The organism is Aquabacterium sp. (genome assembly GCF_016195855.1).
In the GTDB taxonomy this organism is placed as follows: Bacteria; Pseudomonadota; Gammaproteobacteria; order Burkholderiales; family Burkholderiaceae_C; genus Aquabacterium.
In genome coordinates this window covers 1-15,051 of the sequence record NZ_JACPYU010000018.1, presented here as the reverse complement: position 1 = coordinate 15,051, position 15,051 = coordinate 1, and the positions used below count along the sequence as shown (strand labels likewise).

12 protein-coding genes are annotated in these 15,051 nt (G+C 65.4%); 8 read left to right on the top strand and 4 right to left on the bottom strand.

What is annotated here, in order from left to right; all coding sequences use genetic code 11:
* Nucleotides 1-63 precede the first annotated feature (63 nt).
* On the top strand, nt 64-1,029 hold the full coding sequence (locus HY019_RS16745; RefSeq protein WP_290694409.1) for a nitronate monooxygenase family protein: 966 nt from the start codon (nt 64-66) through the stop codon (nt 1,027-1,029).
* 52 nt (nt 1,030-1,081) lie between these two features.
* Here the strand turns inward: HY019_RS16745 and HY019_RS16740 are convergent, their stop codons facing one another.
* Together HY019_RS16740 and HY019_RS16735 are read right to left on the bottom strand one after the other, a co-directional pair.
* Nucleotides 1,082-2,935 carry a hybrid sensor histidine kinase/response regulator gene (locus HY019_RS16740; protein ID WP_290694407.1) on the bottom strand — a complete coding sequence of 618 codons (1,854 nt, stop codon included), beginning with the start codon at nt 2,933-2,935 and terminating at the stop codon, nt 1,082-1,084.
* A 14-nt stretch (nt 2,936-2,949) separates the two neighbouring features.
* A complete protein-coding gene (locus HY019_RS16735; RefSeq protein WP_290694405.1) occupies nt 2,950-3,681 on the bottom strand; it encodes a response regulator transcription factor in 732 nt (243 codons plus the stop codon).
* Between the two features lie 172 nt (nt 3,682-3,853).
* Here HY019_RS16735 and HY019_RS16730 point away from each other — a divergent pair, with 172 nt between their 5' ends.
* The 6 genes from HY019_RS16730 to HY019_RS16705 all read left to right on the top strand — a co-directional run bounded on the left by HY019_RS16730 (nt 3,854) and on the right by HY019_RS16705 (nt 12,523).
* Complete coding sequence (locus HY019_RS16730) at nt 3,854-5,374, top strand: HlyD family efflux transporter periplasmic adaptor subunit (RefSeq protein WP_290694403.1); 1,521 nt, start codon at nt 3,854-3,856, stop codon at nt 5,372-5,374.
* A gap of 9 nt (nt 5,375-5,383) precedes the next feature.
* Entirely contained in the window at nt 5,384-7,552 is a 2,169-nt protein-coding gene (locus tag HY019_RS16725) for a PqqD family peptide modification chaperone (RefSeq protein WP_290694401.1), read from the top strand.
* A 59-nt stretch (nt 7,553-7,611) separates the two neighbouring features.
* Nucleotides 7,612-9,555: a DEAD/DEAH box helicase gene (locus HY019_RS16720; protein WP_290694399.1), complete on the top strand. Its 1,944-nt coding sequence runs from the start codon at nt 7,612-7,614 to the stop codon at nt 9,553-9,555.
* 109 nt (nt 9,556-9,664) lie between these two features.
* The gene (locus HY019_RS16715) at nt 9,665-10,921 is read left to right on the top strand and encodes an efflux RND transporter periplasmic adaptor subunit (protein ID WP_290694397.1); all 1,257 of its coding nucleotides are present in this window, start codon (nt 9,665-9,667) and stop codon (nt 10,919-10,921) included.
* 27 nt (nt 10,922-10,948) lie between these two features.
* The gene (locus HY019_RS16710) at nt 10,949-11,404 is read left to right on the top strand and encodes a hypothetical protein (protein ID WP_290694395.1); all 456 of its coding nucleotides are present in this window, start codon (nt 10,949-10,951) and stop codon (nt 11,402-11,404) included.
* Between the two features lie 21 nt (nt 11,405-11,425).
* Complete coding sequence (locus tag HY019_RS16705) at nt 11,426-12,523, top strand: GGDEF domain-containing protein (protein ID WP_290694393.1); 1,098 nt, start codon at nt 11,426-11,428, stop codon at nt 12,521-12,523.
* A 23-nt stretch (nt 12,524-12,546) separates the two neighbouring features.
* On the opposite strand, the gene HY019_RS16700 is transcribed toward HY019_RS16705, so the two are convergent.
* Together HY019_RS16700 and HY019_RS16695 are read right to left on the bottom strand one after the other, a co-directional pair.
* Nucleotides 12,547-13,392 (bottom strand): urease accessory protein UreD, encoded by an 846-nt coding sequence (locus HY019_RS16700; RefSeq protein WP_290694391.1) that lies wholly within the window; start codon nt 13,390-13,392, stop codon nt 12,547-12,549.
* Entirely contained in the window at nt 13,389-13,943 is a 555-nt protein-coding gene (locus HY019_RS16695) for an MOSC domain-containing protein (RefSeq protein WP_290694389.1), read from the bottom strand. Before HY019_RS16695 ends, HY019_RS16700 begins: the two co-directional genes overlap by 4 nt.
* A 196-nt stretch (nt 13,944-14,139) precedes the next feature.
* Here HY019_RS16695 and HY019_RS16690 point away from each other — a divergent pair, with 196 nt between their 5' ends.
* Nucleotides 14,140-14,700: a DUF1415 domain-containing protein gene (locus HY019_RS16690; protein ID WP_290694387.1), complete on the top strand. Its 561-nt coding sequence runs from the start codon at nt 14,140-14,142 to the stop codon at nt 14,698-14,700.
* Nucleotides 14,701-15,051 lie beyond the last annotated feature (351 nt).

Below are 15,051 nucleotides of genomic sequence, written 5' to 3'. Positions count from 1 at the left end.
CGCCCCAATCGGTTCAAGCCGGTGAGGGCGTCTTTTTTTGTTTGATTACGAGGAGACAAGACCATGGCACTGCCCGACGCACTCAAGCGTGTTCCTTTTCCCGTCATCGCGTCGCCGATGTTCATCGTCAGCACACCCCAGTTGGTGATTGCCCAGTGCAAGGCTGGCGTGGTGGGCTCGATGCCTGCGCTGAACGCCCGCCCGGCGGCCCAGCTCGACGAGTGGCTGGCCGAGATCACCGAATCCCTGGCCGCCTACAACGCTGCCAACCCGGACAAGCCGGCCGCGCCTTTTGCCATCAACCAGATCGTGCACAAGAGCAACGACCGCCTGGACCACGACATGGCCATGTGCGAGAAGTACAAGGTGCCCTTGATCATCACCTCGCTGGGCGCGCGCACCGATGTGAACGACGCCGTGCACAACTGGGGTGGCGTGGTCATGCACGACATCATCAACAACAAGTTTGCCAACAAGGCCATCGAGAAGGGTGCCGACGGCCTGATCGCCGTGGCAGCGGGTGCGGGTGGCCACGCGGGTACCACCAGCCCGTTTGCGCTGATTCAGGAGATCCGTGAGTGGTTCACCGGCCCCCTGGCGCTGTCGGGCTCGATCGCGAACGGCCGCGCCATCCTGGCGGCGCGCGCCATGGGGGCTGACTTTGCCTACATCGGCTCGGCCTTCATCGCCACCGAAGAGGCTCGCGCTGTGGAGGCCTACAAGCAGATGATCGTCGAGAGCAACAGCGGCGACATCATCTACTCCAGCAAGTTCACCGGCGTGCACGGCAACTACCTGCGCCCCTCGATCGTGAAGGCCGGCCTGGACCCGGACACACTGGGCAATGGCGACCCGAGCCAGATGAGCTTTGGCAGCAAGGATGGCGGCGATGCCAAGGTCTGGAAAGACATCTGGGGTTGCGGCCAAGGCATTGGCGCGGTCAAGCAGATCGTGCCCACGGCCGAACTGGTGGCGCGCCTGAAGGCCGAGTACGAGGCGGCCCGCAAGGAAATCTGCCAGGGTTGCTGAGCCTGGTCGCGGTAGCGGGCCGCTGTGAGGCGGCCTGCAGTGCACTGCCGTTTCAGCGCAGGCTGAGCTTGAAGGCGATCATCGCCCTCAGCTTGGTCGGCACCACTGGCTTGATCAGCAGGTGGAAGTTGTATTGGCGGGCCTCTTCTTCGTGGCCCGTCATCGTGCTGCCTGTGACCATGATCGCGGGCAGGTCATCGCCAAAGCGGGCGCGCAGCACCTTGATGGCGTCCAGCCCGGTTCGCTGCTCGGGCAGGCGGTAGTCCACGATCAGCAGGTCGGGGCGGGCATCCGTCTGCGCGGCCCATTGCTGGACGGCCTCGACCGTGTCGAAAGCGCTCACGCTGGCCCCCCAGCCTTTGAGCAAGACTTCCAGACCCTCCATCACGGCCTGCTCGTCTTCCACGACCACGATGTGGCGGCGGTCCAGCGTGACGCCCAGCGATTGCTTGGCTGGCGCCCCGCCAGCCTGCAGGCGTGAGGCGCGGCCCATGGGGAGCATCAAGGTGAACACAGTGCCGTGCCCGACGCGCGAGCGCAGGCTCAAAGGGGCGCCCATGAGGTCGGCCAGGCGTTTGACGATGGCCAGGCCCAGGCCGAGGCCCTTGCGGTGATGGGGTTCGAGCGGGCGGCTGCTCTGCGTCTGGTAGAACTCTTCGAAGATGCGACCCTGTTCTTTTTCGGTGATGCCGATGCCGGTGTCCCAGATCTGCAAGCAGAGTTGATCCCCGCGTTTGCGGCAGGTGACCAGCACGCCGCCGTCTTCGGTGTAGCGGATGGCATTGGAGACCAGGTTGCGCAGGATGCGCTCGACGATCAGCGGGTCGGCATAGGCGTGCAGGTGCTCGCCACGGAAGCTGAGCATCAGGCCCTTTTCAAAGGCATTGGGCTCGAAGGTCAGGCGCACACGGTTGAACAGCTCGCCCATCGAGAAGTGCTCGGGCTGGTTGTCCACGCCACCGGTGTCGATCTTGGTGATGTCCAGCAGTTCGCTGAACAGGCCTTCCAGGGCGTCCACCGAGTTGTTGATGCTGTTGACCAGGTGGGCGACTTCGGCGTCCTTGCTGCGTTGGCGCAGGGCTTCTGCGAACAGGCCCATGGCGTGCAGGGGCTGGCGCAAATCGTGGCTGGCGGCGGCAAAAAACTGGGTTTTGGCACGGTTGGCCAGTTCGGCCTCGCGTTGGGCCGCTTCAGCAATCGCCATTTCGCCCTTGAGCCGCTGGGCCAGCTCTTGCGTGTGCACCCTCAGGCTGACCATCTCGCCAAACACGTTGCGGAAGGAGCGCCCGAGGGCCAGTGCACACAGGCAGACCAGGCACAGGATGCCCGCCAGCTGGACTTCACCGGGGGCATCGCGCAGGGCCGTGCGCACGATCACAGGAACGAAGTACACGCCCATGCAAAGCAGGAACAGCCTGGGCTGGGAGGCCATATTGGGCACGGCGCCCAGAGCCAGCGAGTAGATGGTCAGCAGCATGGCCGTTCGCTCGAAGGGCCCGCCGTAGTTGTAAAACAGCATAGAGGCAGCGCTCCAGAGCAGCACGCCCGCAAACATGCCGACGTTCCAGCGGCGCAGCCATTTGTCCGAGTCCGCGCGGCCTTGCAGGACAGCACGGTCGTAACTCAGCAGGCCGACAAAGCGGATCGTCCAGACCGTGGCAAAGGCGGCAGCCCAGCCCCACAACACATGGCGCGGTGCGTACTGCCAGTACACACCAATGCACACCACCATGCCCAGGAAGTGCGCCATCAGGGCCGCACTGGTCTGGCGGTACACCAGCTTGGTGGTGTCTTGCGCCAGTGCGTCGTCAGAGGGCGGGGGCAGGGTGTTGTAGCTGTCCGGGTTTTCGGCGGCCGCGTTGGCCCGCTTGCCCGGGTAGGGGGCGCTCACGGTGGGGGTGGCCATGGCTCAGTGCCGCATCAACGCATGCGCCAGGTGTTGGCCGAGGTGCCGGTCGCGCCGCCACCTTGTTTTTGCAGGATCTGGCTGACAGCGATCACCGCCTGGGTGCGGGAGCTGACGCCCAGCGCACGCAGCACGGCGGCCACGTGGTCCTTGACGGTTTCGACCGACAGGCCCAGTTCACGCGCGATCAATTTGTTGGGCTGGCCCTTGAGCAGCAGGTTGAGCACGTCGGACTGGCGCGGGGTGAGCCCCAGCTGCACCAGCGACGGTACCGTCTGGAAGGACGCCTCTGTGGCTTCACGCTGGACCTGCTGGATGTGGGGGGAGCCGCTGAGCTGGGGCTGGTGGTCGGCGCCCATGCTCATGGGGGGCACGTACACGCCGCCGGACATGACCTGTTGCAGGGCGTCCAGCAGCGTTTCGTTGGCCGCGCGCTTGGGCACGAAACCCATGGCGCCCATGTCGATGGCCCGGATGACGTCGCTGGTGCGGTCCGAGGCGGAGATCACGACCACGGGCAAGGCAGGGTACTTGGTGCGCAACTCGCCCAGCAGGTCAAAGCCATCGGCGTCGCCCAGGTGCAGGTCCAGCAGGACCAGGTCGTAATTGGCGTCGTTGCGCAAGGTTTCCCGTGCGGCCCGCCCGCTGTCGGCTGCCGACACGGTCACGTTGTCGCCCAGACCCTGGATGACGGATTGCAGCGCGGCAAGGATCAGGGGGTGGTCGTCGATCAGCAATACCTTCATGAATAACTCCTGAAATCTTGGTTTGCAGCCGTCATGAACCCACCTGAATCCTCGTCAAGGCGTGAACTTTCTCCGTTTTTTGAGGCATCGGCCGCTTGAGATTTTCAGATCATAGGGGCAAGCCGGGTAAAAAAGCCCGACACCCCCATGTGTGTGAACCAGGACCGCCGCCTTGAGCACCATCGTTTCACCTCGCCCTAACCCGGCTGAGCAGAAACCAGTACCGCCCGTGGCGCCCCTTTCGGCGCCCGCCGACGCATCGCCCGCCGTCGCGCTGGACGATTCGGCCGCGGTCGCCTGCCTGCAGGCTTTCCTGTCCGAGAAGGACTGGACGTCCGGGGCCTCGGCGTTTGCGACCCTGCTCAATCAGCAGATGAAGTGCCACCGTGTCTCGCTGGGGTGGGTCAGTGGGCAGACCTTGCGCCTGCGGGTCTTGTCAGATGGCGTGCTGCTGGAGGAGGGCGTGGCCCTGCCAGAGTTGCACCAGGCCATGCTGGAGGCCGCCCACCAGCAGAAGATGCTCAGCTGGCCTTTGCCGCTGCAGGCTGATCCCACGAGTGCCATCACCATGGCCCACCAGACCTTGTGTCGGGTTCAGGGCTTGTCAGGGCTGGTCACGGTGCCGCTGGCGCAGGCCGGTGTGATCATGGGCACCCTGACACTGGAGCGGACCACGCAGGTCGACTCCTTGCGCCCCATTTCCTTCGGGCAGCAACAGGCGGCCAAGGTATTCAGTGACGAGGACCTGGTCTGGCTGACCCGGCTGGCCCAGCTCATGGCGCCGGCCTTGAGCCTGCGTTACAGGCTGGAGCAGCCCTGGTACGAACGGGGGCGCGGCTGGGTGGAGTCGCTGCGCCTGCGTCTGGCCGACCCGCGTGAGCGCCCGCTGCGTTGGTCCGTACTGGCGTTCTTCGGCATCATGTCCTTCGGCATCGGCTTGCCGCTGCCCTATCAGGTGACCGCCACGGCGCGCCTGGAAGGGGCCGTCCAGCGCGTGATGAGTGCCCCCCAGGATGGCTTCTTGCGCGAAGCGCATGTGCATGCCGGTGATGTGGTCAAGGCAGGCCAGGTGCTGGCCGAGATGTCTGATGATGATTTGCAAAGTGCCTTGCGTGCCCGCAACGCCGAGGCCGCCCAGCACGAAAACGCGTTTGCCGAGGCCTTTGCACGAGGGGACCGCGCCCAGGCCGTCATGGCCCAATCCAAACTGAACGAGGCCAGGGCGCAGACAGCGCTGATCAGCCAGCAGATCGCCCGTTTGAAGATCACCGCGCCTTTCGATGGCGTGGTCATCGCCGGTGACCTGCGTCAGCAACTGGGCGCGCCGCTCAAGCGGGGCGACAACCTGCTGACCCTGGCGCCCGGGCTGGACTGGCGCGTGGTGCTGGAGATCGACGAGAGCGACATCGCTGGCCTGAGCAAGGGGCAGATGGCACGCCTGCGCCTGGCAGCCATGCCTGATCAGACGATCGGGCTGGCGCTCAACCGCGTGACGCCGGTGGCCAAGTCCACGCCCAATGGGGTGCGTTACGAGATCGAGGCGATTCCCACCGGTGCGGGGGCAGGGGCGAAGGGGCTGCGCCCCGGTCTGCAGGGCGTGGCGCGCATCGACATGCCCCCCAGGCCCTTGTTGTGGCGTGCCGCAGACCGTGCCTGGCAATGGGTGTGCATGCAGGCCTGGACCTTCCTTTGATCGCCCGTCATGCAGGAAGCCTTGCTGTCACCCTATTGGTACCGTATTGCGAGGCTGCACCCGCGCTTGCGTGCGCATGTCAATGTGCGCATGCAGAGCACGCGTGGGCAGGCTTGGTACGTGCTGCACAACCAGGCCACGGGGCGCTATCACCGGGTCAATGCCCAGGCTTTTGAACTGGTGGGGCGGCTGGACGGCCGGCTCACGGTTGACGAGATCTGGCAGTCGCTGTTGCAGCAACAGGGCGACGCGGCGCCATCGCAGCACGACGTCATCCGCATCCTCGGGCAGTTGACGGACGCGGGCCTGGTGCAGGCCGAGGTCACGCCCGATGTGCGCCAGATCATGGACATGGGCGAGGAGCGGCTGCGTCGCGAGCGGCGCACCAAGCTCAACCCGTTGTCGTTCAGATTGGGGCTGTTCAACCCCTCGGCCATGCTGGAGCAGTTGTTTCCGCATGTGCGTGGTCTGTTCACGCCCACGGCGTTCGTGGCATGGGTGGCCCTGGCGATCCTGGCCTTGATGGGCACATGGTTCAACTGGCCGGAGCTGGCTGTCTATGGCCATGCCCACTTCCTGACGCCTCGTTTCCTGGCGACCGTGTGGGTCATGTATCCCCTGATGAAGGGCGTTCATGAACTCGGGCACGCGTTGATGTTGCGCCGCTTTGGCTGCGAGGTGCCCGAGGTGGGCATCAACTTCTTCATGTTCGTGCCCATGCCTTATGTGGATGCCTCGGCATCGAACCGGCTGACCAGCCGCGTTCAGCGGGCACTGGTGGCCGCCGCCGGCATCATGGTGGAGCTGAGCTTGGCGGCCCTGGGGCTGGGCTTGTGGCTGATGGTCGAAGACGGCCTGGTGCGCGAGCTGGCCTTTACCTTGATGACGCTGGGCGGCTTGTCGACCTTGCTGTTCAATGGCAACCCGCTCATGAAGTTCGACGGCTATTTCGTGGCTTGCGACATGCTGGACCTGCCCAACCTGGCCCAGCGCAGCGCCCGTGCCAATGAGCAATGGTGGTTGCGCGTGGTGGCTTGGGTGTTGCGCATGCCGCACGAGCATCAGGGGCACACGGAAAGCGACCGTTTGTCACGCTGGATATTGCAGCTGTATGCACCGGCATCCTGGGGCTATCGCCTGATGGTCAGCACCGTGATGGTGGGCTGGGTGGCGGACAAGGCCTCGTGGATGGGCATGGGCATCCTGGCCTGGATGATCTGGAGCCTGGTGCTGCAACCATGTCGCCAATGGGTCAGCAGCCTGCAGCAGGCGCCGGGGTTCGAGTCGGTCAGGGTGCAGGCGGCCTGGGGCGGTGTGCTGGCAGTTGCCGGGGCCATGGCCTTGCTGGCACTGGTGCCTGTGCCTTCATCCGTGGTGGCCGATGGCGTGGTCTGGTTGCCGCCTGATGCGCAGGTGCGCGCCACCAGCGATGCAGAGGTGGAAGCCGTGCTGGTGCGCAGTGGCCAGCGCGTCGTGCCGGGGCAGGCCTTGATACGGTTGCGTGATCCGGTGCTGCTGACCCAGCGTGCCATCCTGATGGCGCAGATCGACGGTTCGCGCGCCGAGCTCAATGCCGCCTTCGGGGCCGAGCCGCTCAAGGTGAGCAATGCCCAGCAAGCCCTGGCCCGTGACTACGCGCAACTGGGCAAGATCGACGAGGACCTGGCCAGCCAGGTGCTGCGCGCGGTGCAGCCGGGCGAGTTCGTCTTGTCGCGTCAGGAAGACCTGGATCAACGGCAGGTCAGCCGTGGGCAATTGCTGGCCTATGTCATGTCGGATGTGCCGACTGTGGTGCGCGTGGTGATCTCGCAGCGCGACATCGATGATGTGCGTGAACGCCTCCAGCGCGTGGGCGTGATGCTGCGGGAGCGCCCGGGCAAGATGCTGGTGGCGCGGCCTTCGGGCCAGACGCCCGCGGCGGTGGATCGCCTGCCTTCGCCCGCCTTGGGCAACAAGATCGGCGGGCCTGTTCCCACCGATGCCGCTGATGCGGATGGCCTCAAGCCGGCCGAACCCATGTTCACCATGGACGTGGTGCTCAACGAGCACATCCCGCGCGCGGGCGGCCTGGCCAAGGTGAAGCTGGAACTGGTGCCTCGGCCCTTGTTGCAGACCTGGGCGATCAGGGTGCGTCAGCTTTTCCTCAAGCACTTCTCGGATGTGCAGGGCGGCGCATGAAGGCCTTGTCCCGCGCCATGGCATCAGGCGCATGGTCTGATCGGATGGAGCTTGGGGCCATGGTGCCGCGACCGGGGCCTGTGCACGGCGCCTATCCCCTGCAGGACCTGCCTTCACGCGCCCGCAGCCCGATGCTGGCCTGGTTGCAGGCCTGGTGGGTTTGCGCGCCTCACCCGACTGCTGCCCGCAACCGGCGATTCCTGCGCGATGTGCGGCAAGCCCGGCAAGCGTGGGCGGGCTTGTCGACGGAGGCACGTGCTCAGCAGCACCAGGCCTTGCGCGTCAGCCTGGGCAGCAAGGGGCTGACCGAGGCCTTGAGTGCCAGGTGCTTCGGCCTGTTGACGCTGGTGGTGCTCGAACAGATGGGCTTTGAACTGCACGATGTGCAGTTGCTGGCAGGCTGGTGGATGCTGGGTCAGCGTCTGGCGGAGATGGCCACGGGGGAAGGCAAGACCCTGACCGTGCTGCTGACAGCGGCCACGGCGGCCATGGCGGGCATCCCCGTGCATGTGTTGACCGCCAACGACTACCTGGCCCGCCGTGACGCTGAGCAATTGGGGCCGATCTACGCCGCGCTGGGCCTGAAGGTGGCCTACGTGACGGCATCGAGCACGCCAGCCGAGCGCAAACAGGCCTACCAGGCGGATGTGGTGCACGTGACGGCCAAGGAGGTCGCCTTTGACCACCTGCGGGACCGCGCTGCGCGCACCGTGGGTGACCTTGATGCCATGGTGCTGCGCGGGTTGTGCATGGCCGTGGTGGACGAGGCCGACAGCATCCTCATCGACGAGGCCTGCACGCCTTTGATCCTGGCGCGTGCCGCCGATTTGAATGAAGCCGGTCAGCGCTACCGGCTTGCGCTGTTTCTGGCGCGCAAGCTGCAAGCCGATGTGGACTATGTCTGCTCGCCGGACATGCAGGTGCGCATCACCGAAGCAGGGCAAGCGCGCTTGAGTCAATTGGGTGAGGGCATGCAAGGTGCATGGCGCTGGCGGCGGTATCGGCATGAACAGGTGAGCTGTGCGCTGCAGGCCCTGCATGTGTTTCGCAAGGATGTGCACTACCTGGTTCGCGACGAGGCCATCCATATCATCGACGACACCACGGGGCGCCTGGCGGTGGGGCGCGCCTGGTCCAGGGGGCTGCACCAGATGATCGCCATCAAGGAAGGGGTGCCCCCCCAGCCTGAAAACGAAACGCTCACACAGACGAGCTACCAGTCCTTCTTCCCTCGCTACCTGAGGCTGGCGGGCTTGAGTGGCACGTTGTATGAAGACCGTGCCGAGATGCTGCGCGTGTACGGGCTACCGACCTGCAAGGTGCCCTTGCGTGTGCCTTCGCGCCGCGAAGTGCTGGGCACCCGCATCGTGGACATGGCGTCACAGAAATGGGCGCTGGTGGTCGAGCGCGCGCGCGCTGAGGCGGCGAGAGGGCGGCCTGTGCTCATCGGGACAGACTCGGTGGCGGACTCCGATGCAGTTGCTCGGGCCCTCACGCTGATGGGCGTGCCTCACCAGGTGCTCAATGCCCGTCAGGACGAGGCATTGGGGCAGCAGGAGCAGAGCGTGGTGGCCCAGGCCGGGCAGGCGGGGCGCATCACCGTGGCCACGCACATGGCCGGGCGGGGGACCGATGTGCACCTGTCGGATGAGGCCATCGCCAATGGTGGATTGCACGTCATCAACACCAACCTGAACCGATCCCGGCGCATCGACCGGCAGCTGATGGGCCGCTGCGCGCGCCAGGGCATGCCGGGCAGTTGCGAAACCATCCTCAGCTGGGAGGACGCGTGTTGGCGCGAATGGACGGGCTCCGGCTTGCTGGGCCTGGCTGTGCGGGGCGCGAAGGCCGGCCTGGGCGGCACGTACCTGAAGCGATGGCTTTGCGCGCATGCCCAGATGGAGGCGGAGGCGCGATCCCGGCGGCGCCGTTGGGGCATGTTGCTCACCGAATCGCTGATGGCCCGCCATCTGGCCATGGCAGGCAGAGAGGATTGGGCCTGAGTGGCGTGGCTTATTCACGGATCACGCGATCCGATGCACGCACATCATCCTGTTTACATGCACAAATGGCGTCGCGACCAGCCTTTTGTGCTCGAGCAGGAGCATCCAAGTGAACAAGAAAGCTTTGAGCGTGATCACCGCCACCAGCCTGGGCTGGTGGGGCTGCAGCCATGCTGACATGCTGGGCTGCCTGATCGAACCGGACCGTGTCGCCGATGTGGGCAGCCAATCCACCGGCGTGATCGAAAAATTGCATGTCGAGCGCGGCGATGTGGTGGCCGCTGGGCAACTGGTGGCGCGCCTGAGCGCCCAGGTTGAGCGAGCCTCCCTGTCTGTGGCAGAGGCCAAGGCCAAAGCCGATGCCGAGACCCAGCAAGCCGTGGCCGCCCACGAACTGGCGCGCCGCAAGCTGGAGCGCACCAAGGATCTTGTCAGGCGTGATTTTGTGTCTGACCAAGCGCTGGACCAGGCAGAGGCCGAGGCGCGCGTGGCCGAACAACGTGTCGAGCAGGCCCGTGAGGCCCAGCGTGTCGCACAGCGTGAGTTCCAGCTCTCCAACGCCCAGTTGAGCCAGCGCGAAGTGCGCAGCCCGTTTGCTGGCCTGGTGGTGGAGCGCTACCGCACAGAGGGCGAGCGCATCGAGCGCGAGCCGGTGGTGCGTGTGGCCCGCATTGATCCGTTGCGCATCGAGGCCATCGTGCCGGCCGTGCAGTTTGGCTCCGTTGCGGCAGGCCAGATCGCCACCGTCAAGACCGACCTGCCCGATTACGCCGTGCTGTCGGCCAAGGTGACGCTGGTGGACCGTGTGATCGACCCGGCGTCCAACAGCTTCCGCGTGCGCCTGAGCATGCCCAATCCTGGCAACCGCATTCCTTCAGGGGTTCGTTGTCGCATTGCCTTTGGCGCAGCTGATCCCGCACCATCGGGCGCACCCGGCGTGGTGACGCCGCCGCCTTCTGCCGCAGGGCAGGTGGCGCCCGCCCGCTGGCCGCAGTCGGTTGAACCGCCTCGCCCCGGTGTGGTGACGGTGTCTGCGACGCTGGACCGCGGCGCGGCACATGCCGTTCAAGCGATCGCCAAGCCAGTGCGCTTTGTGTCTTCGACATTGAAGCTGGCCATGGCCGAGCTGGGCAAGAGCTCGCCAGGCAAACGCTGGATGGGCGACGAGGTGAGCCTGCGTGTGGCCACCAGAAAGCCGTCATTGCGCCCCTACACCGTGATGGCGATGACCGTGCAGATGCCCTCACTGGGCCGCTATGACGCGGTCACCGCGCCCCAGCCTGTCATGGCAGATGCGGGGCGGCCGACGGCGCTCAAGTCCGCACCGCTGCCTGTTGGTGTGGTGCGTGTGGCCAGCGTCCGCTGAGCCGACAGGCAACAGCAAGGCGCTTGCATGGCTGATGCAAAAGCCGTGACGGTCCCGGCCAGCAAACGCTGGGCCTTCAGCCCCACCGTGCGCATCAGCATGGGCCTGGTGTCCATGCTGCTGGGCTTGCTGATGATCCTGGACCTGGCGCTCAAGATCCTGCCGGACAAGCGCGCCATGACCATGGAGGTGCGTGAGCAGGTCTCCGTGCACCTGGCCGTTCAGGTTCGCCGGGTACTCAATGAGAACCAGGATGCCTCGCACTTGCAGGATGTGCTGACCGAGCTGGTAGAGCAAAGCGGGGACATCACCTCGCTGGCTGTCCGCCGTGACTCGGGCAATTTGTTTGCCGCTTCGCCTTTGCATGAAAAGACATGGGAGGCACCGCCCCTGGGTGCTTCCACCCTGAATGCCGTGGTGGTGCCGCTGCATGCCGGCGACAAGCGTTGGGGGCAGCTGGAGGTGGGCTTCCGCTCACCCTGACCCTCATCCTTGCTGGGGTGGTTGAAGAACCCGACGGTGCAACTGGTGATCTCGCTCAGCACGGCGTCCTTCATCGCGTTCTACCTGTATCTGCGGCGCGTGCTGCAGCATCTGGACCCATCCAAAGCGATCCCCGAGCGGGTGCGCATTGCCTTTGACACCTTGACCGAAGGGCTGCTGGTGCTGGACATCGACGGCCAGATCCTGATGGCCAACTCGGCCTTCCGTGGCTTTCATCCGCAAGCAGGCGGTGTGCTGCTGGGGCGCAGCATCACTCAGCTGGACTGGTTGATCAAGGGCCTCAAGGAAGTGGATGCGCAATACCCCTGGGAGCGTGCCCTGACGACCACCGAGCCCATTCTGGGCGTGCAGGTCGACCTCACGCACGAGGGGGGCGAGTCGCGCCGTGCCTTGCTCAACTGTGCGGCTGTGCGCGATGCCGCCGGCAACGCCCGGGGTTGCCTGGTCACGCTGGATGATGTGACGGAGCTGGACATGGCCAATACGCGCCTGCGTTCGGCGCTGGCCGAATTGGAGCTGTCACGCGACAAGATCCAGAAGCAGAACGAGGAGTTGCAGCTGCTGGCCAACTGCGACCCGATGACCGGTTGCTTCAACCGCCGTGCGTTTTTCAGCCGTGCCGAGCCCATGCTGGAACATGCGAAAAAGACCGGCGAGCCCTTGAGCTGCTTCATGACGGACATCGACAAGTTCAAGTCCTTCAACGACACCTATGGCCACGCCGTGGGTGACCTGGTGATCCAGCAGGTGGCCAGGATCCTCAAGGCGGCCATGCGGCCCGAGGACGTGCTGTGCCGCTTTGGTGGCGAGGAGTTCTGCGCCTTCATGCCGGGCATGGACGAGAAGGCCGCGGCCGAGCTGGCCGATCGCATCCGCGATACCTTGCAGCGTGAAGCCGGCCCTGCCGTGGATGCGGTGCCCAACCTGCGCATCACCTCCAGCTTCGGGGTGGCGCAGTTTGGCAAGGGCAACGCCAACACGGCGCTTTTGTTGATCGAGCGTGCCGACCAGGGCCTGTATGCGGCCAAGGAAGCCGGGCGCAACCAGGTGCAGTGCATCGACTGGCATCCGGAGAAAGCAGCTGCTGCCGCGCATTGACGGCCAGCCCCGGTAAGGCCTGATCAGGTCCGCCAGACACGAGGCGCACAAGGCGCCATGTTCCATGCTGTTTGACGCCATTGCGCCCACACCTGTGTCAGCAGGTTCATGGCGGGCTCAACCCGATCGGCCAGCACACGCAGGATCACCACCGCATCGTGAGGGCTTGTGCTGCCTGCTCTGGCCGACAAAGGGTGCGCCAGCTGGATGGCGCGTGCCGATTCCAGCAAGGCTTCGCGCCGCTCGCGCGACATGGGTGTGCCGGTGGCCAGCCACATGGTGGCCATGACGCGTTGACCGGCCCAACCCAAGGGGCTGTCCAGCAGGCGGGCATCGCTGGCGCGCACGGTGCCACGCTCCAGCCAGACACCAGGCAACTCGATTTCCTGCGTGAAGCGGCCTTGCTGATGCGCCGCGTCGTCAAAGGCTTCACCCGCCGCGGGCAGGCCCAGCGCCAGCACATCCCAGCCCATCATCTCGGCGCCCGGTGCCAGCTCGAAGCGCATGCGGTTGGTGGCCATGCACGAGCGGTAGGCCAGGGTCTCCAGCGGCAGCCACTCCAGCCGTGCGCCATCGGCCACCTTGGCGACCAGACTCTGCACGGCTTCGGCGCCCATGCTCTTGTAAAAGCGTGTGGCGCCGGGGGTGGTGATCAACGCGTGGCTGCCGGCTTGCAGTTGCATGGCGATGTCCAGCACGTCGCCGCCGACCAGGCCACCAGGTGGGTGCACCAGCACGTGGTGGCAGACGCGGTCGCCTTCCGGGTAGAGCCGCTGCAGCACGCGCAGCGGGCCGTCATGACGGTCGTGGGCGATGGTGCGCTCGCCGTCCAGGCGGTAGTCCAGGTTCAAGTGGCCGTGCCAGCTCATGCTTGCGCCCCCGATTGGGAGGGCGTGGGCAGGCAGGTGATGGCGTCGCCCACCTGCAGCGGGCCGCCTGCCAGCACGCGGGCGGTCATGCCGCCGTGGCCGCGCATGGCGTTGTAGCCACCTGCGCCCAGGATCTCCTCCATGCGCGAACAAGGCTCGCATGGGCCGGTGATCTCCAGCACCACTTGGGTGCCGATTCGCACGATCAGGGGGGCGTCCTTGAACATGGTTTTGGTGGCCAGCAGGTTCAGGCCCGACACCAGCAGATTGCGCCTCAGCCAGGCCGGGTCGATGCGGGCCAGTTGGGTGAAGGCGGCGACGACGGGCAGGTGCTCGGCCTGGATCAGGGTGACTTGGCGCTTGTTGCCACCGGCGCGCCACGGCGTCTTCTCGGCGGCTCTGTCACCCGACAAGCCCCGGTCGACCAGGGCCTGCGCCTGCTGCACGGCGATCACGGCCTCGCGCCGGGCAGGCCTGAGGTAGATGGCATCCAGCCGGCCGGGCTGGGGAAATTGCTGAACAAGGTGACGCAGGCTGACAGGCTGGGACATCGGTTGAGAGTGCTGCATTTTTGGCCGCTTTGGCCGCTATTGGCCGTTTTGGGCCGGCCTGGTGTGGCTGGGGGCGAGGTTGTCGGGGTATGCACAAAGCGTGCGCGCTGGCGTATTCTGTACCGATCCAAGCCGCCACACTCTCAGCTTCAGTCCTGCGTCGTTTCGTCCGTGCCGATCAGGTGACAATGGCGCCATGAGCCTTGACCACGACACCATCACCAACGAGACGCAAACCTGGCTGACCCGCGCGGTCATCGGTTTGAACCTGTGCCCCTTTGCCAAGGCCGTGCACGTCAAGAACCAGATCCGCTACCGCGTGTCGGATGCCACTTCGCCCGAGGACCTGCTGGAGGACCTGGTGGCCGAGTTGAGCATCCTGCGGGACGCAGACCCCGAAGAGATCGACACGACCTTGCTGGTGCACCCGGCGGTTCTGACCGATTTCATGGATTTCAACGATTTCCTGGATGTGGTGGATGCGGCTGTAGAGGAGCTGGATCTGGATGGGATCATTCAGGTGGCGAGCTTTCACCCGGATTACCAGTTCGATGGCACCGAGCCCGATGACATCGAAAACTACAGCAACCGCTCGCCTTACCCGACCCTGCATTTGATCCGCGAAAGCAGCCTGGAGCAGGCTGTGGCGGCCATTCCTGATGCGGCTGACATCTATGAGACCAATATCCAGACGCTGCGCAAGTTGGGGCTGGAGGGGTGGAAGAAGCTTTGGCTGGTTGGGGGGCAAGAGGGCTGAGGTTTTGCTTGGTGCGTGTGGTTGACGGTGGTTGATTGCATGCGGGGGTTGGGGCGGTTTTGCGGGGGAGCGCGAGGCGGGGGCTGAGCCGGTATCTGGCCGGGCTTCATGTTGACGGTCCTGCCGCAGGCAGGACTGCCCTGCGATGCTCGCGACGAGGTGGGGCCCTCTAACTTGTATGTTTCGGGTGCTGGGGTGGAGAGACACCTTCTACCTATCAGCCGCACGAACGGACTGACGCAGTGAGAACTCTCCCACCCCACCTTGAGCGTCGATAAGGAACTGAGTGGCGGCCGCTGGCGCATGCGCCAGCGGCCGACCACCGATCTTGACGCAAGTTGACGCCAATGG